The sequence below is a fragment of the Thermosediminibacter litoriperuensis genome (assembly GCF_008124715.1).
GTDB lineage: Bacteria > Bacillota > Thermosediminibacteria > Thermosediminibacterales > Thermosediminibacteraceae > Thermosediminibacter > Thermosediminibacter litoriperuensis.
The window spans coordinates 1-23,173 of sequence record NZ_VNHO01000031.1; the positions used below are offsets into that span (position 1 = coordinate 1).

At 47.7% G+C, this 23,173-nt stretch carries 21 protein-coding genes; 18 read left to right on the forward strand and 3 right to left on the reverse strand.

All coding sequences use genetic code 11. From position 1 onward, the window contains the following. Positions 1-271: transposase (locus LZ11_RS10515; RefSeq protein ID WP_170240363.1), on the reverse strand; the 271-nt coding region annotated here is incomplete at its 3' end. Positions 272-673: 402 nt separating this feature from the next. On the opposite strand from LZ11_RS10515, the gene LZ11_RS10520 reads away from it, so the two are divergent. The 17 genes from LZ11_RS10520 to LZ11_RS10600 all read left to right on the forward strand — a co-directional run bounded on the left by LZ11_RS10520 (position 674) and on the right by LZ11_RS10600 (position 19,655). Beyond that, positions 674-2,176, forward strand: coding sequence for a sodium-dependent transporter (locus tag LZ11_RS10520; protein WP_148867837.1), 1,503 nt, complete (start codon positions 674-676; stop codon positions 2,174-2,176). 224 nt (positions 2,177-2,400) lie between these two features. Next, positions 2,401-3,198: an arginase family protein gene (locus tag LZ11_RS10525; protein ID WP_170240364.1), complete on the forward strand. Its 798-nt coding sequence runs from the start codon at positions 2,401-2,403 to the stop codon at positions 3,196-3,198. Between the two features lie 15 nt (positions 3,199-3,213). Continuing rightward, positions 3,214-4,017 carry an S-methyl-5'-thioadenosine phosphorylase gene (locus LZ11_RS10530; RefSeq protein WP_148867839.1) on the forward strand — a complete coding sequence of 268 codons (804 nt, stop codon included), beginning with the start codon at positions 3,214-3,216 and terminating at the stop codon, positions 4,015-4,017. Positions 4,018-4,030: 13 nt separating this feature from the next. Beyond that, positions 4,031-4,456, forward strand: a complete 426-nt coding sequence (locus LZ11_RS10535) for a PPC domain-containing DNA-binding protein (protein ID WP_148867840.1) — start codon at positions 4,031-4,033, stop codon at positions 4,454-4,456. A 24-nt stretch (positions 4,457-4,480) separates the two neighbouring features. After that, complete coding sequence (locus LZ11_RS10540) at positions 4,481-5,137, forward strand: class II aldolase/adducin family protein (protein ID WP_148867841.1); 657 nt, start codon at positions 4,481-4,483, stop codon at positions 5,135-5,137. 74 nt (positions 5,138-5,211) lie between these two features. Then, the gene (locus LZ11_RS10545) at positions 5,212-6,801 is read left to right on the forward strand and encodes a HEAT repeat domain-containing protein (protein WP_148867842.1); all 1,590 of its coding nucleotides are present in this window, start codon (positions 5,212-5,214) and stop codon (positions 6,799-6,801) included. Between the two features lie 21 nt (positions 6,802-6,822). Continuing rightward, positions 6,823-8,016: a methionine adenosyltransferase gene (metK, locus tag LZ11_RS10550; RefSeq protein ID WP_148867843.1), complete on the forward strand. Its 1,194-nt coding sequence runs from the start codon at positions 6,823-6,825 to the stop codon at positions 8,014-8,016. Positions 8,017-8,103: 87 nt separating this feature from the next. Beyond that, positions 8,104-9,264, forward strand: coding sequence for a sensor histidine kinase (locus LZ11_RS10555; protein WP_148867844.1), 1,161 nt, complete (start codon positions 8,104-8,106; stop codon positions 9,262-9,264). A gap of 1 nt (position 9,265) precedes the next feature. Beyond that, on the forward strand, positions 9,266-9,907 hold the full coding sequence (locus tag LZ11_RS10560; RefSeq protein WP_148867845.1) for a response regulator: 642 nt from the start codon (positions 9,266-9,268) through the stop codon (positions 9,905-9,907). A 66-nt stretch (positions 9,908-9,973) separates the two neighbouring features. Continuing rightward, positions 9,974-10,429: a glycosyltransferase family 2 protein gene (locus tag LZ11_RS10565; RefSeq protein WP_148867846.1), complete on the forward strand. Its 456-nt coding sequence runs from the start codon at positions 9,974-9,976 to the stop codon at positions 10,427-10,429. Positions 10,430-10,662: 233 nt separating this feature from the next. Beyond that, a complete protein-coding gene (locus tag LZ11_RS10570; protein WP_170240365.1) occupies positions 10,663-12,372 on the forward strand; it encodes a sensor domain-containing diguanylate cyclase in 1,710 nt (569 codons plus the stop codon). Between the two features lie 101 nt (positions 12,373-12,473). After that, positions 12,474-14,663 (forward strand): SF1B family DNA helicase RecD2, encoded by a 2,190-nt coding sequence (recD2, locus tag LZ11_RS10575; RefSeq protein WP_148867848.1) that lies wholly within the window; start codon positions 12,474-12,476, stop codon positions 14,661-14,663. A 24-nt stretch (positions 14,664-14,687) separates the two neighbouring features. Next, positions 14,688-15,515, forward strand: coding sequence for an ATP-dependent sacrificial sulfur transferase LarE (gene larE, locus LZ11_RS10580; protein WP_187695077.1), 828 nt, complete (start codon positions 14,688-14,690; stop codon positions 15,513-15,515). After that, a complete protein-coding gene (larB, locus tag LZ11_RS10585; protein WP_148867850.1) occupies positions 15,503-16,273 on the forward strand; it encodes a nickel pincer cofactor biosynthesis protein LarB in 771 nt (256 codons plus the stop codon). The genes larE and larB overlap by 13 nt, the downstream gene beginning before the upstream one ends. Beyond that, a complete protein-coding gene (gene larC / locus LZ11_RS10590) occupies positions 16,254-17,456 on the forward strand; it encodes a nickel pincer cofactor biosynthesis protein LarC (protein ID WP_148867851.1) in 1,203 nt (400 codons plus the stop codon). Before larB ends, larC begins: the two co-directional genes overlap by 20 nt. A 26-nt stretch (positions 17,457-17,482) precedes the next feature. Beyond that, positions 17,483-18,973 carry a glutamate--tRNA ligase gene (gene gltX / locus LZ11_RS10595; protein WP_148867852.1) on the forward strand — a complete coding sequence of 497 codons (1,491 nt, stop codon included), beginning with the start codon at positions 17,483-17,485 and terminating at the stop codon, positions 18,971-18,973. A gap of 100 nt (positions 18,974-19,073) precedes the next feature. Beyond that, positions 19,074-19,655, forward strand: coding sequence for an HDIG domain-containing metalloprotein (locus LZ11_RS10600; protein WP_148867853.1), 582 nt, complete (start codon positions 19,074-19,076; stop codon positions 19,653-19,655). A gap of 347 nt (positions 19,656-20,002) precedes the next feature. On the opposite strand, the gene LZ11_RS10605 is transcribed toward LZ11_RS10600, so the two are convergent. Continuing rightward, the gene (locus tag LZ11_RS10605) at positions 20,003-21,505 is read right to left on the reverse strand and encodes a methyl-accepting chemotaxis protein (RefSeq protein WP_246110802.1); all 1,503 of its coding nucleotides are present in this window, start codon (positions 21,503-21,505) and stop codon (positions 20,003-20,005) included. Positions 21,506-22,231: 726 nt separating this feature from the next. Here LZ11_RS10605 and LZ11_RS10610 point away from each other — a divergent pair. After that, entirely contained in the window at positions 22,232-22,840 is a 609-nt protein-coding gene (locus tag LZ11_RS10610; RefSeq protein WP_148867855.1) for a DUF6338 family protein, read from the forward strand. A 39-nt stretch (positions 22,841-22,879) separates the two neighbouring features. Here the strand turns inward: LZ11_RS10610 and LZ11_RS10615 are convergent. Then, positions 22,880-23,173, reverse strand: a 294-nt coding sequence (locus tag LZ11_RS10615; protein WP_222927248.1) for a transposase, incomplete at its 5' end; no start/stop codon positions are given.

Sequence of the window (23,173 nt, forward strand, 5' to 3'; positions counted from 1 at the left end):
GTCCTTTGGTCATGATTGGTTTTCCTCCTGATCCCGAAGATTTTAGCCTCTCATGACCATTATACTTCAAAACCCAATCGGATAGTTGCTTTGTTGAGCGAATTTTATATTTCTTGCATATATCTAGTTTTGAAGCATTACCTGAAAGATATTCCTTAACTGCTGTATATTTCAGTTCTTGGGAATAGCTTGTATTTTTTGAGGAAGTAATTAATCCTGATTCTCCCATTGCTTGATAATTAGAAATCCAGCCGTACTGAAGAATGGTCAACATTATATTCTTTTGCTAGCTGCCTTTGGGTTTTCCTGCCTTCTAGATAATCTTTTACAGCAGATAATTTTTGCTCAAAAGAAACTTTTGGTTTTCGACTCATAAAAATATGCCCCCCTTGAAGTAACAGTTTTTATTATTTCAACTGTCTACTACAAGGGGAGCATATCACTTTCCGGGGGGGTTTTTTGTTCGTAAAATCGTAAGAAGGCACTGGAGAATAGCTGTTAAAAAAAAAGATAATAAATTACATAGAATAGCAGGAAAAATATATCTAATACAGAAATAATATAATATTCTAACAGGACCAGAACCTTTTGATTTTAATAACTTGTTATGAAGGGGGGATATATGCCTGCTTTTTAAAAATGTTTTTTGCATGTTATACGAGGAGGGAAAATAATGGGCGAAAAGCGCGAAGAATGGGGAAGCCGAATAGGGTTTATTTTAGCTTCTTTGGGGATGGCGGTAGGCACGGGAAATATCTGGCGTTTCCCGCGAATGGTAGGTACAAATGACGGTGGTGCCTTTCTAATTGCCTATCTGGTTGCCAATTTAGTTTGGTCTGCGCCTTTAGTAATGTTGGAAATTTCTATAGGTAAAACAACAAGGCTAGGAACAATAGGCGCTTTCAGAGATTTTATGGGGAAAAAGTATACATGGATTGGCGCATGGATAGGTTTTACCTGCCTTGCAATAATGTTTTATTATGCGGTAGTCCTGGGGTGGGCATTAAGGTATTTCGTATATGCATTAACAGGTGCTTTTAAGGCGGGTATGGATTCCGAGGCGCTATGGAACAGCTTTATTCACGATCCTTCTCAAACCATTTTGTTCCATTTAATAGCCGTGCTAATAGGCGGTTATATCGTTTACAGAGGGGTCCAGGGTGGACTGGAACTTGCAAACAAAATAATGATTCCTTCGCTTTTCATATCTCTTTTGATTGCGGCGGTTTGGGCGATAATGCAGCCGGGATCAGGTTTGGGACTCGAGTATTTATTCGTTCCGAAATGGGCTTCTTTGGGAAATCCAAAGGTGTGGCTTAACGCTTTTGCACAATCATCCTGGTCTACCGGTGCTGGTTGGGCACTGATGCTCACTTATGCAACATACATGAAAGAGAAGGATGATATCGGTGTTAACAGCTTCATGATAGTGTTCGGAGATGCTTGCGGCGCAATGCTCGGAGCATTAGCCGTGCTGCCGACCGTATTTGCCCTTTCGGCAACACCTCAGGCAGCTATGGATGCATTAAAAGCTGGGAATACCGGTCTTACATTTATATACCTCGCTAAACTTTTCCCGACAATGCCGGGAGGACAGATTGTTGCAGCTATATTCTTCCTTGCGCTTTCACTTGCTGCTCTATCTTCTCTTCTTCCTATGATAGAAGTGGGTGTTAAAAACTTCATAGATGCCGGTTATGACAGGAAGAAGGCTACGTTATTAATTTCTATAGGTGGATTTATACTTGGCATCCCCTCGGCTTACAGTGCAGCGTTCCTCGATAACCAGGACTGGGTATGGGGCGTAGGGCTTTTGATAAGCGGTCTTTTATTTGCAATTGCAGCGTATAGATACGGTATTGAAAGAATTAGGACCGAAATCATCAATAAAACCAGCGATATTTACATCGGGCGCTGGTGGAACTACTGCATAGTTCTATTCCCTGTGATGTTTGCAATACTATTCGGATGGTGGGTCGTTCAGGCAATAAGCTGGTATCCCGACAACTGGTGGGACCCCTTTGAAACCTTCAGCGTAGGAACTATGGTACTGCAGTGGGCAATTTCTGCAATCGTGTGGTTTACCCTGAACTACCGGCTTGCAGACTGGATTAAGGCAAAATCTCCGTATATAACCATTGATGTTACAAAGTCCGCCGCTAAAGAGGTGAAGTAAGTGAACGCAAAAACCGCCATTTGGATGGTCGTGATGCTTTTGATTTATTTTGGAGGTTTTACCTATTTCGCAAATATTGCCTCAAAGCTGGAAAGAAATAAATAATCATGAAGAAAGGGGCTTTCCTTGTGGATAGCCCCTTTTTTTTCCATTACAAATCTGAAATTATTGACACCTGGCGTATAATATTAGTAGAATATTCAAAAACTTGGGAGGCATGTCTTATGGCATTGCCTGCGGTGAATATAGTGAGGAGTGATGAGAGCTTATCTTTCCAGAAAAACCTCATGAAAAAGGCAAATTTTATTCTCGATCTGAAGGGGGCGACGGGCCTCAGGTTCTGCAGTGAAAAGAAGTATTTTATGAAGGTGAAGCAAAACCTTAAGTCTTCAAAGCCGGGGATAACCTTTCTGGGCCCGGCGGATTTTCACCACCTGTCCGCGCACTTCATAGACAGGATAAGCCCAAAGCCCGTGCTCATACTTTTCGATCATCACTCGGATATGCTCGAGTCACCCAATGGTTACGTCACGTGCGGGTCATGGGTGGCTCAGGTCCTCGCCGAAGGTAAGGTGAAAAAATGCCTGGTAGTAGGGGTGAGCTCCGGAGACGAGGCTCTATTAAAGGCTTCTTCCGACTGCAGGGCTGTCTTATTACCGGAGGACCTGCCTCACGATAAGATGGTATCGGTAATCGTAGAGGAGCTTATGAAGTCGGGAGGGCCTGTGTATATAAGCATAGACAAGGACGTGCTTTCGCAAAAGGATGCTGCCACCAACTGGGACCAGGGTTTCATGAGCCTCGACGAACTCCTGGATTTCATCGAGGTAATAGGCGCTACAGCTCCCATCGCCGGGGCCGACGTATGCGGAGAGTGGAGGGTGCCGGTTGACCGGGTGTTTTTTAACAGAGAGGATGTAGAAAAAACCGGCCTCAACGAACAGGCCAACATAAAGATTCTAGAAAAACTTTTGAAAGTGTGGCAAAAAAATAGTAAAATAGCTTATGTAAAACCTGAATAGGGGAGGGTTACATATATGCAGTTTAAAGCGGATATAGGAGTTATAGGGGGCACGGGTTTTTACGCCTTTCTGGACGATGTAAAAGAGATCACCGTTGAAACTCCGTACGGAGCTCCCAGCGACAAAATAGCTCTTGCCAGGATCAAGGATAAGACCGTGGCCTTCCTGCCGAGACACGGCAAGGACCACAGGTATCCGCCGCACATGATAAACTACAGGGCAAATATCTATGCGCTCAAACAGCTGGGCGTGACAAGAATACTGGGCCCCTGTGCATCGGGCAGCCTGCAGCCCCACATAAAGCCGGGGGATTTTGTCATCTGCGACCAGTTTGTCAACCGCACCTGGGGGAGAAAGGACACCTTTTACGACGGTCCCGTAACGACCCATATAGGCGGCGCGGAGCCATACTGCCCTGAACTCAGGAAAATAGCCATCGAGGTGGCGAAGGAGAAGGGCCTTCCGGTTCACGAAAGGGGAACCGTCGTGGTGGTCCAGGGTCCCAGGTTTTCGACAAAAGCCGAGAGCCGCGAGTTTTCAAGCCATGGATGGGAAGTAATAAACATGACCCAGTACCCGGAAGTAGTCCTTGCCCGGGAGATGGAAATGTGCTATGCTAATATTACTTTGGTAACCGATTACGACGTAGGCCTGGAAGGCCACCCGGATGTGGAGCCGGTGAGCCATGAAATGGTGCTTAAGGTCTTCAACGAAAATCTGGGTAAGCTGAAGGACCTCATATATTCCATAATCGAGAGAATCCCCGAAAATCGCGGCTGCAAATGCGGAGAAGAGTTGAAGACCGCCCGGATGGGTTGAAGGAGGAGGAAATATGATAGTAAACGAGTACAAGGCAGGCCGGGAATTCGTGGGAAGGCTGGATTACGGGAGCGATCTTTTTCTTTCCCTGCTTTCCCTAGTCCGGGAAAAGGATATAGAAACCGGCGTCGTGGAGGTAATTGGAGCCTGCAAAAAATCGGTGGTAGCAATATACGACCAGGATAAAAAGGTCTACCACAACGTAGCCCTGGAAGGCCCCCTGGAGATTTTGAGCTGTACCGGCAATATATCGAAAATCGACGGTAAACCGGCGCTGCACCTTCACATAGTTCTGTCCAATCACGAAGGCAGCGCTTTCGGCGGCCACGTGGTGGAAGGGACGGAGGTTTTTGCGGGCGAGTTTTATATAAGAGAACTTCTAGGCCCTACCCTCGAGAGAAAGCGCGATGAGGTTACGGGGCTCAATCTGTGGGGATAAAATTCAAGGCGGGTGCAATTCATAATGTTTCTCCTGAAGATAAAGCAACTGGTGGTAGAATACGGTGAAAAAATAGTCAGAGAAGGTCTCGTTGTGGCTACCTGGGGTAATTTAAGCGCTCGTAACGGGGATAACGACGTTTTTGTCATAACGCCCAGCGGCATGAACTACTCTATCCTGGAGCCCGATGACATAGTGGAGGTCGACATCGACGGAAACCCCCTGGTCCCCGGTAGGAAACCCTCGGTGGAAACGCCGGTGCATGCCGCTATCTACCGGGCCAGGCCCGACGTGCGGGCGATAATCCATACCCACAGCACCAATGCCGGCGCCTGTGCCGCCGCCAGGATGGAGATCCCGTGCATCATGGAGGATATGGCTTCCATGGTGGGAGGGCCTGTTAAGGTGGCAAGTTACGCTCCCACCGGGTCCCGGGAACTGGCCAGGTACGCGGTGGAAGCTCTGGGGGATAGAAATGCAGTGTTGCTGGCAAATCACGGGGTAGTCACCGTCGGCAGGGACCTGGAGGAAGCCTTCAAGCTCAGCCTCATGGTAGAAAAGAGTGCAGAGATTTTCATTAAGTCAAAAATTGTCGGGAATCCCGTTTCTCTTACCGAAGGCGAAGTACAGTTCCTCAGGAATTTTTACCGTACCTCCTATGGCCAGGTCAATGAAAAATAAACGACATTGCACAATAAGCCCGACTATAATATAATTAATAGGGTCTTACTTCGCCTCTGGGAAAGGAGTACAAAATGCAAAGGAAGTCTCGAAAAAAAGCCTCTAAGGTCGATTACAGCCTGCTGATCAAAAGAGAGATTCTGGCCTATCTGGAGGCTTTGAAGAATAAGGATTATACCGTAGGACAGCTTGATAAGTCAATGAAAAAGCTGTTCAGCATGGGCGACCTGGTCGTTTCTGTTTGCCTTTCCAAGCTGAAGGAAAGCGATGAGGAACTGGCCCCTATAGTGTGTTATGCCCTGGAATACGCCAACGACCACAGGCTCGTGGGCCCGCTGATGGACATCCTGGTTATGCCCCAGGTGTCGGACAGGGTGAAAGCCAGGATCCTGGCGGTGCTGTCCCATTACGGTGTGGATACCGGGGATCTGCCGCTGGACGATATAATGAGCGACTTTGAAAAGATCGCCACCCAGTCCCTGACGGAGATGATAGACGATATAAACAGGGATTATTTTTTGATACCGTATATCCTGGATGACCTGCAGGAATTTCCCCCGGACGTCAGGCTGGCGTATATAAGGGACATAGGGGAGCACCGGCTGGAGAAAGCGGTGGTTTTGCTGGAGATTCTGGCAAAGACCGACGACGTCCCTGTAGCCGAAGAGGCTGCTAGAGCCCTGGGCAGGATAAAAACCGGCAGAGCGCTTCACGCGCTGAACAGGCTGTCCCGGGAAGTCACGAACGACAGGGTGAAAAAGACCGTCGAAAGGGAAAGCCTCAGGTTAAAGTTCAGCGGCGTCATCGAAGAGCCGTACGATCCTCCGGTGGCATTTAAAAAACCCACTAAAATAGTACTCTCCTCTGTAGACGGCCTGGGAAGCAGGGCCCTCTGGATTGCGTGGAGAAATCCGGCCAAAAACCGGAAGCTGTGCTCCATGAACCTGCTCATGAATTCTTCAGAGGGCATTAAAGACTGCTGGAGCATCTCACAGATAACCGGCCGGGAATTCAACAATTCCGTGAGGGATCTTTCAAGGAGCACCGTGGTTATGGAGACGAACGCCGAACACGCCGTCTCATTGATCCGCGATGCGTATTACTGGAACTGCCAGCTTGGCAATCCGGCGCCCTACCAGTTCTTTTTCTGGAAGGGCATCATAGAGCAGAGCATGTCATGCCGAATAACCCCAAAGGTTTACAGGCCGGATTTCAGCGAGTACGACCTGAAAGCAATAAGAGAGAACAGGGATTACTTTAAAGATACCTTCGACCTTTTCAACTACCGCCTTTTTGAGGACTGGTTTGTGGCGGAACCCAGGGTTTACGATTACGCAGAAGAGCACAAGTCAAAAAACGGGTATTATATAAAAAAGATGACGGTTTCAAAGGCCGAAAATCTTTTTGCCAGATTTACATCCGAGCTGATAGAGCCCCGAGCGGCAATGCTCAGACGCATGCTGGAGCTCGCGGCGGATTTTCTGAACAAGATGGGAGAAAGGGAACTGGTAAAGGTGGTGCTTTCGGCGATGATGCATATGGATATAAAACCCCTTCACCACCACCCCTTTATACAGAGAATGGTTATAGAAAGCCTGCGGGTGGCCCTCGTCAACATGAAAAACGGTTTCGACATGAGGGTGAATCCGGAGGCCTTTGACTAGAGCATAACAGGAGGAATGGAAATGGGCAGGAAGTTTTTGTTTACTTCTGAATCGGTTACCGAAGGGCACCCGGATAAAATATGCGACCAGATTTCCGACGCGATTCTGGACGCGATTTTGGAAAAGGACCCTATGGCTAGGGTGGCGTGCGAAACCGCGGTAACCACAGGCCTCGTGATGGTCATGGGTGAGATTACCTGTGATTGTTACGTGGACATACCCAGGATTGCCCGGGAGACCATCAGGGAAATCGGCTACACCAGAGCCAAGTACGGTTTTGATTGCGATACCTGTGCGGTTATAACCTCCATCGACGAACAGTCGCCCGACATAGCAGTAGGCGTCGATGCCGCATACGAGATACGGGAAGAGGGCTGCGGGGACGAGCTGGACCGGATAGGTGCCGGAGACCAGGGAATGATGTTCGGTTTTGCGGTGGACGAAACCCCCGAACTCATGCCCCTGCCCATTATGATGGCCCACAAGCTGGCGCGCAGGCTCGCCGAAGTGAGGAAAACTCGACTTTTGCCTTACTTAAGGCCCGACGGAAAGACCCAGGTTACCGTAGAATACGAGGACGGAAGGCCCGTCAGAGTGGACAAGGTGGTGGTATCGGCACAGCACAAATCCACGGTGGATCTTGTGACTCTTAGGCACGACATAATTGAGGCTGTAATAAAAAAGGTAATTCCTGAAGACCTCATAGATAAAGACACCAGATTTTACATCAACCCCACCGGCAGGTTTGTGGTGGGAGGTCCCCACGGTGACTCCGGCCTCACCGGGCGCAAGATAATAGTGGATACCTACGGTGGTTATGCCCGCCACGGCGGCGGCGCCTTTTCGGGCAAGGATCCTACAAAAGTAGACCGCTCCGCGTCCTACGCTGCAAGATACGTCGCCAAAAACATCGTCGCGGCGGGTCTGGCCAAAAAGTGCGAGGTGCAGGTGGCCTATGCCATTGGTGTAGCCCACCCGGTCTCAATAATGGTGGATACCTTCGGCACCGGGGTGATCCCCGAAGAAAAAATACAAAAGCTCATAATCGACAACTTCGACCTTCGCCCCGGAGCCATAATAAGGGACCTGGATTTGAGAAGGCCCATATATAAACAGGTGGCGGCATACGGACATTTCGGCAGGACGGATCTGGACGTGCCCTGGGAAAAAACCGACAAGGCGGAAATACTCAGGAAACAAGCGAGCAGCCTTTAAAAAGGCTGCTAAATTTTTGGGATTTAGCAGGAATTTTGGTGATTTTTGTCAAAAATATATTATTGATAAATTCCGGGAGGGATATTTTTGAAAAAAAACCGCCTGGATGTAAAATACCTGGATAACATAATAAAAAACACCATAGAAGCCGTAGAGAAAGGTCAGGAGGAGATATTCAGAATAGCCGAGCACGCTAAAAGAGAGTGCGAACGTCTCCATAAGGAACTGGACCAGCTCAAGGTGAGGATTGCGGATACTATCCAGACGGTGGACGAGCTGCAGAAGCAGGAAAGGGCGTCCCGGTACAAACTCATGGTGGTCAGCAGAGAGTTCAACAAATACGGTGAAGAGGATATAAAGGCGGCGTACGAGCACGCACGGGAAATTCAGATAAAGCTCACCGTAGAAAGGGAAAGGGAAGTACAGCTCCGCGAGAAAAGGGACGAAATGGAGCGTAGTTATAAAAATATGCAGGAGATGTTAAAACAGGCGGAGGAACTTACCCTTCATATTGGGGTAGCGCTCAACTTCTTAAAAGGCAGCCTGATGGGCCTCTCGGAAAAGCTGACGGACATAAACCAAAAACAGACCTTTGCCGCCCAGATAATAAAAGCCCAGGAAGAGGAGCGCAAATTTATAGCGCGGGAGATCCACGACGGGCCGGCCCAGGTAATGGCCAACATCTTGCTCCAGGTGGATGTATGCGAAAAACTCTACGAAAAGGATGTAGAAAGGGCCAGGAAGGAATTGAGGGAATTAAAGGAACTGGTCAGGAACTGCATCAGGGAAATCAGGAAGATAATATTCAACCTGAGACCGGCGGCGCTGGACGACCTGGGATTAGAAGCCGTTATCAGAAGATACTGCGCCGAGTTCCAGGAGGACACCGGCGTTTCCGTAGACCTGGCGATAATAGGAGATAAGAGAAGGCTGGATTCCACTGTTGAAATAACCCTTTTTCGGGTTATACAGGAAGCTCTCAGCAATATAAAAAAGCATGCCAGAGCCAGTAATGTGGTGGTTAAACTCGAATTTGCCTTCGATGCAGTGAATTTATATATCGAGGACAACGGCGTAGGCTTCCAATTTGAAGATGTCAGACTGCTTTCAGAAGACGGCGGACATTTCGGCCTGGTGAATATAAGGGAAAGGGTCGATCTTCTGAAGGGTACTATCAGGATCAGGTCTGAACCGGGCCGCGGGACTGGTATTTACATTTCTATACCCCTAAGAGAGAGGAGGAATTGAAATGTCAAAGATTTCCGTGGTTCTGGCTGACGACCATGTACTGGTGCGGAAGGGCCTGAAAAAGATCCTGGAAATGGAAAGCGACATTGAAGTGGTTGGAGAGGCATCCAACGGCCTGGAAGCCATCGAAGAGGTCAGGACCAAGGCTCCCGATGTGGTGCTGATGGACATCAATATGCCGAAACTCAACGGAGTAGAAGCCACCCGGGTGCTGAAAAAGGAAAACCTGAAGGTAAAAGTTATCATCCTGACCATCTACGATGATAGAGAGTACCTGCTGGAGCTTTTAAAAACCGGCATATCCGGGTACCTCTTGAAAGACATCGACCCCCAGGCGCTGGTGGAAGCGGTGAGGGCGGTGAGCAGGGGAGAGACTTACATACAGCCGACCCTTACCCGCGCCCTGATAGCCGAGTACAACCGGCTGAGCCAGCCCATAGCCAGAGCCAGCCGTCCGCTGACGGCCAGAGAAAAGGAAGTAATGGCGTACATAGCTGAGGGCATGAGCAATATTGAGATATCCGAAAAACTAGGAATCAGCGAAAAGACCGTAAAAAATCATGTGAGCAGTATCCTGAGAAAATTGAACCTCATGGACAGGACCCAGGTGGCCGTTTATGCTTTGAAAAATAATCTGGTTTGAGACACAAAAGAAGTTCCCTCCGAATAAATATAGACATAAAGGGGTTTATCTAAGGGGGGAACTGGATTGTCAGCCGTATGGGAAAAGCTGGACCCGGGCCTGATCGTAATGGCTTTCCTTGCGACTATTGGCACTTATATGGTTTTTGAACTTCTGGCCGTAAGGTTTTTCGGACGGGCCGCCCCGCGCAGGAAACCGGAGATAGTACTGCTCGTGAAGGACATGGAGGAGAAAATCGAAGGGATCATCAGGAGCCTGGCAAGGCGGGGTGTTTTTGAGAATTCGGAGGCGGTGGTGGTCGTCGATGAAGGTTCGATGGACGGTACGCTCGAAATTTTAGAGAGGCTTTCGGCAGAATTCGGGTTTGATATCGAGGAAAATTGCAGGCTGGATTTTCAAAAATCGCCATTTACCGTGGTTATGAACTGCAGCAGGCTGACCCCCGGGGAAATTGAGGTATATCTTGATCGTTTGACTTCAACGAAGAAAGTCGAAATGGGTCTAAAATCCCATAAAAATTAGGACAAGTGTTTGATTTGAAAAATATTGTCGATAAATTATAATTAAAATTGTAAAGCCCTATTCTTCTCAAAGTTTACCCCTTAGTTCTTTTGTGCCCCCCTTTCTTTCTTGGTGTGGCCCTTGAGAAAAAAGGGTCTTTTTTTTTTATACAAAAAAAGGATATGTACTATTTGTGTAGAATAATATACACTAAAATATTTACCGGTGTATTTACCGGCGGGGGCACGGGGGCTATGATATCAAGAACGAGGTATACCAAAATACTGGCCGTAACGGGGACAGGCCTTTTGATACTACATACGGGATATTACGGTTTTCAGCTGGAACAGCCCTGGTGGCAATATCTTATCTTCCTCCTGTTCATGTTCATATCCGAACTGAACGCGGTCCAGTTCAACAACACCTATCTCAGTATGGAGTTCGGATTCATATACGCGGCGCTTTTCATCTTTGGATTCATACCCGCAGCGGTTATGAAGGCTCTCAGCACCCTTTTGAGCCAGGCATACATAAGGTACAGGAACGGAAACCTTAGGGAAAACCTGGATGTGGTTTGCTTTAATGTAGGCCAGTATATGGTCAGCTTTTTCGGAGGTGCTGGAGTTTACATACTTTTAAAAAGAGGCGGCCTGAGTGAGGTTTTTGCTCAGGTATTGGGCATTTTCATGTATTTTATCCTCAACAACCTGCTGGTAGAGTTTTACATTTCCTTTGGGACTAGAGACTATACTTTCCGCAAGTGGCTGAAGTCCCTGGAAGCGGACCTGACAACCTATACCATTTCCGTGCCTGGAGGTTTATTAACGGTTCAGCTCTACAGGCATTTCGGCTATTATCTTCATTTTCCATACGTGGGGTTTTTTGCGGCACTTCTCGGATTTGCTCCTTATTTCCTTATGGTATATATATATAAACTCTACATGGGTCTGATCGCCACCAATCGGGAGCTTACGGCCCTTTACGATGTGGCGGCGACCATGACCTCAACTTTAAACACCCAGGAGGTACTGGAGATAATCTTCGATTCGGCGAAGAGCGTGGCTCCCTGGGACACCATCAGCCTCTTCGTATACCAGCAGGACGCACTGGTGCCCTTGATGTACGAGGGGTTTTACAGCGATTCGATAAAGGATTTCAGGCTTAAACCCGGCGAGGGAATAACCGGCAGCACCCTGTTGAGGGGAAGGGGAGAGATAGTCAACAACTGCAAAAAAGATCCCAGATTCCGCCAGATTCCCGGGCTGCCGCTCAATACCAAATCCATAATGTCGGTGTCGATGATCAACAACAACGATATAATTGGCGCCATTACACTGACTTCCAACAAGAAAAATGCATATAATAACAAGCATCTGAAAATAATGAGCATCCTGGCCAATCAGGCGGCTGTGGCCATTTCCAACGCCAGGCTTTTCGACAGGACGAGCAAGCTTGCCGTCACCGACAGCTTGACCAAGCTTTACAATCACCGGTACATATACGAAGAGTTAGAGTCCATGGTCAGCCGGGTGAAAAATAGCGGTGGGATGTTCAGCCTGATAATCATAGACATCGATCATTTCAAATCCTACAACGACAGGTACGGCCATCTGGTAGGGGACAGCATATTAAAGAAACTTGCCGAAGTATTAAGGGACAACGTGAGGAACAATGATATAGTTGGACGCTACGGCGGAGAAGAATTCGTCATAATACTGCCGGATACCTCGGGTGCGGAGGCTTACGCCATCGCCGAGAGGATAAGGGAGGTAGTGGAAAGCACCGAATTCGCCCAGACGGATACGGGTAAAAAGATATTCATTACAATAAGCGCTGGAGTGGCATCCTGTCCCGACGACGCCCTGACCGTTAAGGAACTGGTGCGCAAGGCAGACCAGGCTCTGCTCTTTGGCGCTAAGCAGAAAGGCAGGAACAGGGTGGTAGAATTCAGAAAACTGAACTGAACAAAAAAATTTTCGCCCTTTACCAGGGCTTTTTTTATTGTTGCATGGTGATGGCAAAAATGATATAAAAGTGTAAGAAAGTTTGTTATGAGGTGCTTTTGATGGTCGAACTCGAGGGAGTTGTGGAAAGGATCACCTACTACAACGAGGAAAATTTTTTCACCGTCGCCAGGGTGCAGGTTAGGGATTCCGGCGAAGTAGTGACCGCCGTGGGGTATTTCCCCTCCCTGGAGGTAGGAGAGGTGTTGAGGCTCAAGGGCCGCTGGGTCATGCATGAAAGGCACGGCTACCAGCTCAGAATAGAATCCTACGAGACCCTGGTGCCCGCTACGGTGGGGGAAATAGAAAACTATCTGGCCTCCGGAGCGGTAAAGGGCATCGGCCCCGCCACCGCCAAAAAGATCGTGGAGAGATTCGGAGAAAACGCCCTCGAGGTACTGGCTTCGTCGCCTCACCGGCTTATGGAAATAGCAGGAATCGGGCAAAAGCGGCTCGAAATGATAGTCCGCTCCTTTGCCGAGCAGAAGGAAACCCGGGAGATAATGCTTTTCCTGCAGCAGTACGGCATCGGCCCCGGTGTGGCCGTAAAAGTGTATAAAGCCTATAAGGAAAAGGCCATAGAGGTACTGAAACAGAACCCTTACAGGCTCGCCGATGAGGTCTACGGTATCGGGTTTAAAACCGCCGATAAAATCGCCCGGATGATGGGCATGGAAATGGACTCGCCGGAGCGGCTGGCCGCTGGAGTTAAATATGCCCTTCACCGGGCGACCGACGAGGGTCACGTCTTCCTGCCCGCGCCGGAGCTTTTAAAGAGGGTGTCTTCACTGCTGGAAGTGGACGAGGACCGGATAAGCAAGGTCCTGCCGGCTCTTGAGGAAAAGGGAGATATAGTCGTGGAAGGCCCGCCTGAAAAACGGGAGGTGTACCTGGCGCCCTTTTACGTATCCGAGAAATCGGTGGCCAGAAAGCTGTTTCTCCTGGCAGGCCTGGGTGAAACTCGGCCTTTAAAAGTAACTCCCGAAGAAATAAGCGAGATAGAGAAAAGGTGCGGTATAAAACTTGCTGCAAGACAGCGGGAAGCCATCGAAAAAGCCGCCTCGTCCGGCGTTCTGGTCATTACCGGCGGTCCCGGCACCGGCAAGACCACGGTAATACGGTGCCTCATCGAGTTTTTCGAAGGGCGGAATTTGAAAGTGATACTGGCGGCACCGACGGGAAGGGCCGCCAAGCGGATGACCGAGGCCACGGGGATGGAAGCTAAGACCATCCACCGCCTGCTGGAATACAGGGCTTACGGCGAGGGCGGCATGGCCTTCGGCAGAAACCGGGATAATCCCCTGGACGAAGACGTGGTGATAATCGATGAGACTTCCATGGTGGATATACTCATGATGCACCACCTGCTCTCCGCTTTAAAGCCTTTTGCAAGGCTGGTGTTGGTCGGCGATAAAGACCAGCTGCCGTCGGTGGGGCCTGGAAGCGTGCTGCGGGAAATAATCGACAGCGGCCGAATTCCAGTGGTCATGCTGGACGAGATTTTCCGCCAGGCCAGAGAGAGTATGATCGTGGTGAATGCCCACCGGATAAACAGGGGCCTTTTTCCGTACCTGAATGTGAAAGGCAGGGATTTTTTCTTCGAACAGGCTGTGGAGTCCGAGGAGGTACTGAATAGGACCCTGGATTTGGTGTGTTCGAGACTCCCCAAGTTCGGCGGTTACGATCCTATGGAGGATATACAGGTAATAACGCCTATGAAGAAGACTCCGGTGGGGGTGCTTTCCCTCAACCTGCGGCTGCAGGAAAGGCTGAATCCTCCGGTGCCGGGGAAAAAGGAGTTTCCCTTCCGATCTTTTGTATTCCGCGAAGGGGACAGAGTGATGCAGATTAAGAACAACTATGAGAAAGAAGTATTTAACGGCGATCTGGGTCGTATAGTTGAGATAGATGAAGATGAGGGGATTTTGGTATCCTTTCCCGACGCCCGTGGAGAGAGGACCGTAATCTATACCGGCGAGGAACTGGAGGAACTTTCGCTGGCCTATGCCCTGTCGGTCCATAAGAGCCAGGGCAGCGAGTTCCCCGTGGTGGTTATGCCGGTGACCATCCAGCACTTCGTCATGCTCCAGCGAAACCTCTTATACACCGCCATAACCAGGGCCAGAAAGCTAATGGTGCTGGTGGGTTCCAAGGAGGCCCTGGCCATCGCGGTGCGCAACAGCAGGGCGGCCATGAGGTACAGCCGTCTGGCCGAAAGGATAGCCTGGGAATTCGAAAACAATCTGGTTTAAATGGGGGGTTGAATTTTGGTCGAAATGGAAAAACTAGAAAGGCTCAAAAGTTATATAAAGAATCTGGGAAGGGTGGTCGTCGCCTTTTCCGGAGGAGTGGACAGCACCTTTCTTTTGAAGGTATGTCTTGATGTCCTGGGAAAAGAGAACGTACTGGCGGTTACCGCGCGTTCCAGCACTTATCCCGCCAAGGAACTGGAGGAAGCTCTGAAACTGGTCGAAAGGCTTGGAGCCAACCATGAAATAATCGATTCGGAAGAGCTGGAAATACCCGGGTTTTCCGAAAATCCGCCGGAACGCTGTTACCACTGCAAGAGGGAGCTTTTCGGCAAGCTGGTTGCAATGGCTCGAGAAAAGGGCTTTAACTTCGTGCTGGACGGTTCTAATATGGACGATACCGGGGATTTCAGGCCCGGCATGAGAGCGAAGGACGAGCTGGGGGTATTGAGCCCGCTGAAGGAAGTGGGGCTTACCAAAGCCGATATAAGGGCGTTGTCGCGTGAAATGGGGCTTCCTACCTGGAACAAGCCCTCCTTTGCGTGCCTTGCCTCCCGGTTTCCGTACGGTGAGAGAATAACGGCAGAAAAGCTCGGCAGGGTGGAAAGAGCCGAGGCTTTATTGCGGGAGCTCGGATTTTACCAGTACAGGGTAAGAAGTCACGGGGACCTGGCCAGGATTGAAGTTTCTCCCGGCGAGATAGACAGGTTTTTCGACGGGGCCCTGAGGGAAAGAGTGGTTTCCGGGTTGAAAAAGCTCGGTTTCGTCTACGTTTCGCTGGACCTTGCCGGATACAGGACCGGTAGTATGAACGAAGAGCTAAAAGAAGGGGAGAAGAAGCTTTGGAAAAATTAAGGGAGATCTTGGGAAAAGTCCACCGGGGAGAGCTGGCAATCGATGATGCCCTTCAGCTGCTCAGGGACCTGCCGTACGAAGACCTGGGATTTGCAAAAATCGACCACCACAGGGCCCTGAGGCGCGGGGTGCCGGAGGTCATATTCTGCCAGGGCAAAACCCCGGAGCAGGTGGCCCGGATAACCCGGCAAATGCTCGAAAAGGGCGTTAACATAATGGGCACCAGGGCTGACACCAGGGTGTTTGAAGAGGTAAAGAAAATAGCGCCCGACGCCGAGTATCACAGGGATGCCCGGATCTTCGCCATAAAAAGGGCGACGGTGGCGCGAAATAAGGGCATAATCGCCGTCGTGTCGGCCGGTACTTCCGATATACCCGTGGCCGAAGAAGCCGCGGTGACCGCCGAATTGCTGGGGAATAAGGTGGAAAGACTGTACGATGTCGGAGTCGCCGGAATACACCGGCTTTTTATGAACATGGAGGTGCTCAAAAGGGCCCAGGTGATAATAGTCGTGGCCGGGATGGAAGGCGCTCTGGCCAGCGTCGTCGCAGGGCTGGTGGACAAACCCGTAATAGCCGTGCCCACCAGCGTCGGATACGGGGCCAGCTTTTCCGGGCTGTCGGCACTGCTGACCATGCTCAACAGCTGCGCCGGAGGGCTGACCGTCGTCAATATAGACAACGGATTCGGTGCGGGGTTTGCAGCCCACCAGATAAACAAGCTGGGAGGACAAGAGGATGGATGTGCTTTATCTTGACTGTTTTTCCGGGATCAGCGGCGATATGTTTCTGGGGGCCCTGCTGGACCTGGGAGTGGATGAGAGGGAGTTTCTGACAGAACTCAAAAAATTGCCGCTTTCGGGTTACGAAATTGAAATCAAAAAAGCGGTGAAAAAGGGCATCCTTGGCACCGCCGTTTACATAAATGCCCACGAACACCACCCCCACCGCGGCCTGAAGGAGATTTACCACATAATCGATGAAAGCTCGCTGAAACCGGAGGTTAAGCAAAAGAGCAAAGAAGCCTTTTTGAAGCTGGCTGTTGCTGAGGGGAAGATACACGGAAAGGCCCCGGAAGAAATCCACTTCCACGAAGTAGGTGCGGTCGACTCCATCGTGGATATAGTGGGTGCCTGTATTCTGATGGATATGCTGAAACCGGCTAAAGTGGCGGCCTCGCCGGTGAACGTGGGGTGCGGCACCGTGGAATGCGCCCACGGCATATTGCCGGTACCCGCTCCGGCGACCATGGAGCTCCTCAAAGGTGTGCCGGTGTATTCCTCCGGCGAAGAAGGGGAACTTACCACGCCCACCGGGGCCCTACTGCTTTCGGTTTTTGCAGGGGAATTCGGCCCCATGCCTCGGGGCATCCCCGAGAAGATCGGCTACGGCCTCGGAAAGAAAGATCGGGAGACCCCCAATGTGCTCAGGGCGGTGCTTCTAAAAGCCAAAGAGTATGATGCAGAAACCGACCGGGTGGTGGTGATGGAGGCAAACATAGACGACATGAATCCCCAGCTATACGGAGAGATAATGGAAAGCCTTTTCGAAAAAGGTGCGCTGGACGTATTCCTCACGCCCGTCATTATGAAGAAGAGCCGTCCGGCTGTTAAACTTTCCTGCATCGCTCCCCCGGATAAAAGACGGGAACTGGCGGAAGCTATTTTAAAGGAGACCACCACTATAGGTGTAAGATTTTACGAAGCGGACCGGGTGAAACTCGAAAGGAAGATTGAATCGAGAAGTACGCCCCTGGGAGAAGTGAGGGTAAAGGTATCGAAAAGGGGCGACGAAATCGTGAGAATCACCCCGGAATTCGACGACATAAGGGAAATATCCCGCAGGCTTGGAATTCCGGTACTTAAAGCATACCAGGATGTACTGGGCTTCTTGAATAAAGATAATGTAAATAACGCTTGCAAATTATGTTATAATGACTAAAAAACAAAATGTTGGGAGTGTTATAGATGACGGATAAAGTCAGGGTAAGATTTGCTCCAAGTCCTACCGGCAGCCTTCACATAGGAGGCGCGAGGACCGCTCTTTTCAACCTGCTTTTTGCCCGTCATAACAACGGGGTTTTCGTGTTGAGGATAGAAGACACCGATACCGAACGCTCCAGGGAGGAGTCGGTGGCCCAGATATTGAGGTCCATGAGGTGGCTGGGCCTCGACTGGGACGAAGGCCCCGAGAAGGGCGGCGACTACGGGCCTTACTTCCAATCCCAGCGCCTGGAGCTTTACAGAAGAGAAGCTCAAAGGCTCCTGGACGAAGGCAAGGCCTACTACTGCTACTGCACCCCGGAAGAACTGGCGGCCCGGCGGGAGGAGATGATGAAGGCCGGAAAGGCCCCCAGGTACGAAGGGTTGTGCAGGAACCTGTGCGATGAGGACAGGAAAAGATATGAAGCTGAAGGTAGAAAACCCGTCATAAGGCTGAAGGTACCGCAGGAAGGGCAGACGGTTGTCGAGGACATCATCCGCGGCACCGTCGTATTTGAAAATTCAGTGCTGGACGACTTCATAATCATGAAATCCAACGGCGTGCCCACCTACAACTTCGCCTGTGTGGTGGACGACCACGCCATGAAAATAACCCACGTTATAAGGGCGGAGGAGCACCTCTCCAACACCCCCAAGCAGATACAGGTGTACAAAGCCCTGGGATACGAGCTTCCCCGGTTCGCCCACGTGCCGATGATCCTGGCGCCCGACCGGAGCAAGTTGAGCAAGCGCCACGGCGCCACTTCGGTGGAGGAATTCCGGGACCAGGGGTACCTGTCCCAGGCGATAATTAACTACCTGACGCTGCTCGGCTGGTCTCCGCTGGATAGCGAAGAGATATTCGATATGGACAAAGCCGTCAGGGAGTTCACCCTCGAGAGGGTGAACAAAACCGCCGCCATATACGACGTAAAAAAACTCACCTGGATCAACGGCCATTATTTGAGGGAACTGGACCTGGATTATATAACAGATCAGATAATTCCCTTCATGGTCAAAAAAGGTATCATCACCGAAGAAGAATCCGGCAAAAAATACGAATATATCAAGCAAGCGGTAGCTCTTTCCAGAGACAGGTCCAAGACTCTGGACGAACTGGCCGACGCTATAGCCTTTTTCTTCAAAGATGTGACGGAATACGAGGAAAAAGGCGTAAAAAAGCATTTTTGTAAAGAAAATGCCGCCGAACTCCTGCTTAAAGGGGCCGAAGCCCTGGAAAGGCTGGATGAGTTCACCCACGAGTCTACAGAACACGCCTTCAGGAGCCTGACAGACAGTATGGGACTTAAAGCCGCAGAGCTCATCCATCCCACGCGCCTGGCCATCACCGGAAGGACCGTGGGTCCCGGGCTTTTTGAGATAATAGTACTCCTGGGAAAAGAAGAAACCGTAAAGCGCATGAGAAAGGCTGCGGATTGGATAAGAAAGCACGGGGCCGGCGCCTCTGCTTCCTGAATTTCTGAAGTCGTCCCCTTTTATGGTGCCGTCATATATCCCCTGACCGGCTTTTTACGCCGTATTAATATTGAGCTGTAAAAGGGAGAGAGGTTGATATATGGAAAAAATTACCACGCGAGAAGAAGCTTTTGCGCTTTTAAAAAAGTACAACCAGAATGAGAGCCTCATCAAACACGCACTCACAGTGGAGGCCGTAATGCGCCACTTTGCCGAACTTTTTGGTGAAGATGTTGAGAAGTGGGGAATTATAGGCCTTGTTCACGACCTGGATTACGAAAAATTCCCCGAACAGCACTGTAAGAAAGTAAGGGAGATCCTTACAGAAGAAGGATGGCCTGAAGAATACATAAAGGCTGTGCAGAGCCACGGCTGGAAAATCTGCGTCGATGTTGAACCCACTGAAAGGATGGAGAAGGTACTTTATACAATCGATGAACTGACAGGTCTTATTACCGCCACCGCTCTGCTGCGGCCCGACAGGAGCATTATGAGTACTACAGTAAAATCTGTAAAAAAGAAATGGAAGCAGAAAAGCTTTGCTGCCGGCGTCAACCGGGAGGTCATCGAAGAAGGCGCCCGGATGCTCGGTGTAGACCTGGACCGCCTTATAGAAGAGACCATAAGGGGCATGCAAAAAGTGGCAGCCGAAATAGGATTGTTGGGCGATTTTAAGGCATAGTGCTGCGATGCCTGCGAAGATGTGGCGGATATTATAGAAAACATCATTATGAAGAATTCATAATCAAAATATATTTCCCTAGAAGACACGTTTGGAAAAAGGGAAATTTAAAAAGCGGGGAATTTTACCCTGCTTTTTATTATAGAGTTTTTGGAGGTTTCAACAATAAAACAAGAAAACATAAATAATATAGAAAAATGTTATAATATCATTTAAAATGGCTGCCAAAGAAGAACCTGGCACTTCCGCTAGGACGTAAGCCCATTAAGCGGAGATGCCGAAAATAGTGGCTTAAAAATTACTTTTCAAAGACGCTAAAATAAAAAAAGCGGCTGTTGCCGCAAGATTTATCGTGTCAATTTAAAAATATCCTCGATGCTGAGAGCTACCTGGACTATACCCTGTTTATCCTTTCTTTTTACGCCTACAAATTTATAAAGCCTGTTGTCCACGTTTCTCGGCTGCAGTTTTTGCACGACCTTTTCCGTTTCCCCTCTCAGAATTTTTCTAAATTCCCCGGCCTGAGTGGTTTCGTCTTCCGGGAAACGGAATCCTAAACTTCTTTCATCATTATCCAGCACTATAACTCCATCTTCATCGGTTATGCAGACTTGGGTGACACCGTATTCATTAACAATTTCAGGCATTTTTTCAATATAAAAGGTTTCTTTCGTAAGCCTTTCTGATATTTTTTCGGCTATATTCAATAATTTTTTTCCCAGAAGTTCATCGAATTCCCTTGTAAAAATTTGGAATTCCAAAACGGAATTGTTTAGGTTATTAACCTGGTTAAAATTTTCTTTTAGGCATTCTTTTTGCTTTTCGAGGATATTCTCAACGTTTTTAATAGAATCGGTGATTTCTGAGGAAAAGCTGGATACATCCTGAATATTTTCCGCCATTTGTTCCGTAGCCTGAGCTTGGGATTGAATATTTTGGGATATATTGTTTATAATTTCCTCTATTGTCCTCATAACCTGATTGATATTCGATAGACTTTGCCTTGCCTTGTCGGTTACGGATTTTTGTTTTTCTACCTTATTAAGGCTCTGCTCGAAGTTTTGTGAGGTATTTTGTATATACGATTGTATATCGTTTACGAGTTTTAAAATTTCCTTAGAGAATTTTGATGTTTCGTCGGCGAGTTTTTTAATTTCTTCCGCTACCACTACAAAACCTTTTCCGGCAACACCTGCCCTTGCAGCCTCTATGGAGGCATTTAAGGAAAGCAGGTTTATTTGAGTAGATATCTGGTTTATGCTGTCGGAAACCGAAGAAATTTTTTCCAATAAATTTTTTAGGCCTGCAATTTCCGAAGAAATCTTAAGTATTTCTCCGCTTTGTTCATCCATAATGGATACCGCGTCTTCTATGGATTTGAGGCTCAAATCCAGGTCTGAAGAGGCGTTTTTTGAGGTGTCCAAAGCTTTTGAGGAAAAAGAAGCTATCTCATTTATACTGCCGTAAAGCTCTTCTGAAATGGCTGCGCTGTTTACTATCCTGTCGTTTATATCCGCCACATTTTTTAAAAAGGAGGCAATTATATCGTTTAAATTGTTTAAGTTATTTTCTAGATTTTTAGATGACTTGTTTATATTAGTAGAAACATCGGATATTTCGGCAGAGTTCTTCAAAAGGTGGTATATTATATTTTGTAGAGATTTTTGCAGAGTTTCCAGAGATGGTAAATATTTGACCGTATTTTTGTCGATGTTTTCAAATAACAGTTCTCCTTTTGAATAGGATTCTAGGAGGTTATTTATTTTTGCATTTATCTTTTTCATCGATGATAATTGAAACCATAAATTAGCTGAAAATAAAGTTAAAACCAAAATAATCACTGCAAGCATAAGGGACAAAGCATGTCACTCCTTTTTGTTAATAAATGTCATTTTTGATAAATTATTTTATAAATTTTACAAAATATATCCGCTTTCCTTTGTAAATGATTTACATACTTATTTGAGAAATTTTGTAAATTCTGTTTTGAAAAAGAGGCTTTTTCGAGCTTTACCTTAACGGCGTAGAAGGTCAATTTTAGATTTTTTAAAGATGTCTAATTTTCCCTCTAAAAAACTAAAAAGCCCTTATCACTAAGGACTTTCAATCGTATCAGTTATAATTTACATTTGGTGGAGGCGAACCGTATACATTTGAAACCACAATTTCCAAAAAGGCTCTGTTTAGAATTGCAATTGATACTATTAACAAAAAGAGAAATCCATCAAAATGGGACTTCTCTGCAAATAAAACTAACATTTTAGCGGATTAACAGCCTTCGGGCTTTTTTATGAAACTGGCAGTACTTTAATGACGGGTACAACATTCCTTACAGGGTCAGGGGTGGGAACTGGGGCAAAGAATTTTTCGACAATTGGAAGGAAATCCCTCCCGAATGTAGAAGTACGAAGACGGAAGGGAGGGAAAGTAATGAGTCGCTCTAAAAATTCAGACAAATTCATAAGAAGAGATCCAATTCCGAAGCATGAAAATGAAAAATCACATAAATTGCCAAAACCCGATTTTCCTAGACCAACTACTCAACCGCCTAAGCAACCGAAGCAATGACAGAAACAATGGCAAATGTTGTACAAATAAAAAACATTATAGAAGCACTTCCAACATTAATTATTTATGTCGTTCCAGGTTATATTATTTTATGGATAATCGCTTTTAATTTGACACAAGAAATAAATAAAGACAATCACATTATATTAAAAAGCTTAGTTATAAGTTATCTTTTAGTAAATTTAATAAAAGCAGTAGCCCCGATTGATTCTCCGAAGACGATTGTATTCATACTCATTCTTTCAGTATTTCTGGGATTTGCTATATCGAAGTTTATAACAAGCTATTCTTTTAGTTGGATGCTTCAATTTCTTAAAATATATAGAACACCACAATCAAATATATGGCTAGATATTCTAGATTTCACGCATGGAGTATGGGCAAGAGTATATATACCATCGGAGAAGATTATTTATGAAGGGGCATTAATAAAATACGGGCAATCTGGAGATGGAGCTAACCATTATATTTTATTATCAAACTACATAGCATATAGTTATGAATCTGAAATATTGGAAGATAATAGTGAAAATAATACATATTACGTAGCGGTCAATATCAAAGATATTAGTCGAATTGAATTAATTTATAATCCGAAAAGCAAAAAAATCTTATAGAGCCCATTGGGCTCTTTCAGCTTGTAGACAAAGCCGCTTTTAGGTTATGCATCCTAAAAGCGGCTTTTTGTTGAAGGCGAAGAAAATTTTTAAGAAAAACGAATGTAAAGCGGGGACTGTTGGCGGAAACGTTCCCCGTCTTTTCTTCCATAAAGCCAGCTTTTTTAAATTCATGCATGCGAAAAGAAGCGTGAGGTAATGTCCGACTTTCCTCAAGCCTCGTAGATTTGTATAGCGCATGCCATGCTTTTCCTTCGCATCGGCAAATACCCGCTCGATGGTCTGGCCGCGCATTTTGTATAGTTCTTTACCCCATTGGGTGTGTCTTATATC

Excerpts from the sequence above, each read along its gene's own strand:
- LZ11_RS10520 (WP_148867837.1), top strand. The coding sequence starts at position 674 with ATGGGCGAAAAGCGCGAAGAATGGGGAAGCCGAATAGGGTTTATTTTA.
- LZ11_RS10525 (WP_170240364.1), top strand. The coding sequence starts at position 2,401 with ATGGCATTGCCTGCGGTGAATATAGTGAGGAGTGATGAGAGCTTATCT.
- LZ11_RS10530 (WP_148867839.1), top strand. The coding sequence starts at position 3,214 with ATGCAGTTTAAAGCGGATATAGGAGTTATAGGGGGCACGGGTTTTTAC.
- LZ11_RS10535 (WP_148867840.1), top strand. The coding sequence starts at position 4,031 with ATGATAGTAAACGAGTACAAGGCAGGCCGGGAATTCGTGGGAAGGCTG.
- LZ11_RS10540 (WP_148867841.1), top strand. The coding sequence starts at position 4,481 with ATGTTTCTCCTGAAGATAAAGCAACTGGTGGTAGAATACGGTGAAAAA.
- LZ11_RS10545 (WP_148867842.1), top strand. The coding sequence starts at position 5,212 with ATGCAAAGGAAGTCTCGAAAAAAAGCCTCTAAGGTCGATTACAGCCTG.
- metK (WP_148867843.1), top strand. The coding sequence starts at position 6,823 with ATGGGCAGGAAGTTTTTGTTTACTTCTGAATCGGTTACCGAAGGGCAC.
- LZ11_RS10560 (WP_148867845.1), top strand. The coding sequence starts at position 9,266 with ATGTCAAAGATTTCCGTGGTTCTGGCTGACGACCATGTACTGGTGCGG.
- LZ11_RS10570 (WP_170240365.1), top strand. The coding sequence starts at position 10,663 with ATGATATCAAGAACGAGGTATACCAAAATACTGGCCGTAACGGGGACA.
- recD2 (WP_148867848.1), top strand. The coding sequence starts at position 12,474 with ATGGTCGAACTCGAGGGAGTTGTGGAAAGGATCACCTACTACAACGAG.
- larE (WP_187695077.1), top strand. The coding sequence starts at position 14,688 with ATGGAAAAACTAGAAAGGCTCAAAAGTTATATAAAGAATCTGGGAAGG.
- larC (WP_148867851.1), top strand. The coding sequence starts at position 16,254 with ATGGATGTGCTTTATCTTGACTGTTTTTCCGGGATCAGCGGCGATATG.
- gltX (WP_148867852.1), top strand. The coding sequence starts at position 17,483 with ATGACGGATAAAGTCAGGGTAAGATTTGCTCCAAGTCCTACCGGCAGC.
- LZ11_RS10600 (WP_148867853.1), top strand. The coding sequence starts at position 19,074 with ATGGAAAAAATTACCACGCGAGAAGAAGCTTTTGCGCTTTTAAAAAAG.
- LZ11_RS10605 (WP_246110802.1), bottom strand. The coding sequence starts at position 21,505 with ATGCTTGCAGTGATTATTTTGGTTTTAACTTTATTTTCAGCTAATTTA.
- LZ11_RS10610 (WP_148867855.1), top strand. The coding sequence starts at position 22,232 with ATGGCAAATGTTGTACAAATAAAAAACATTATAGAAGCACTTCCAACA.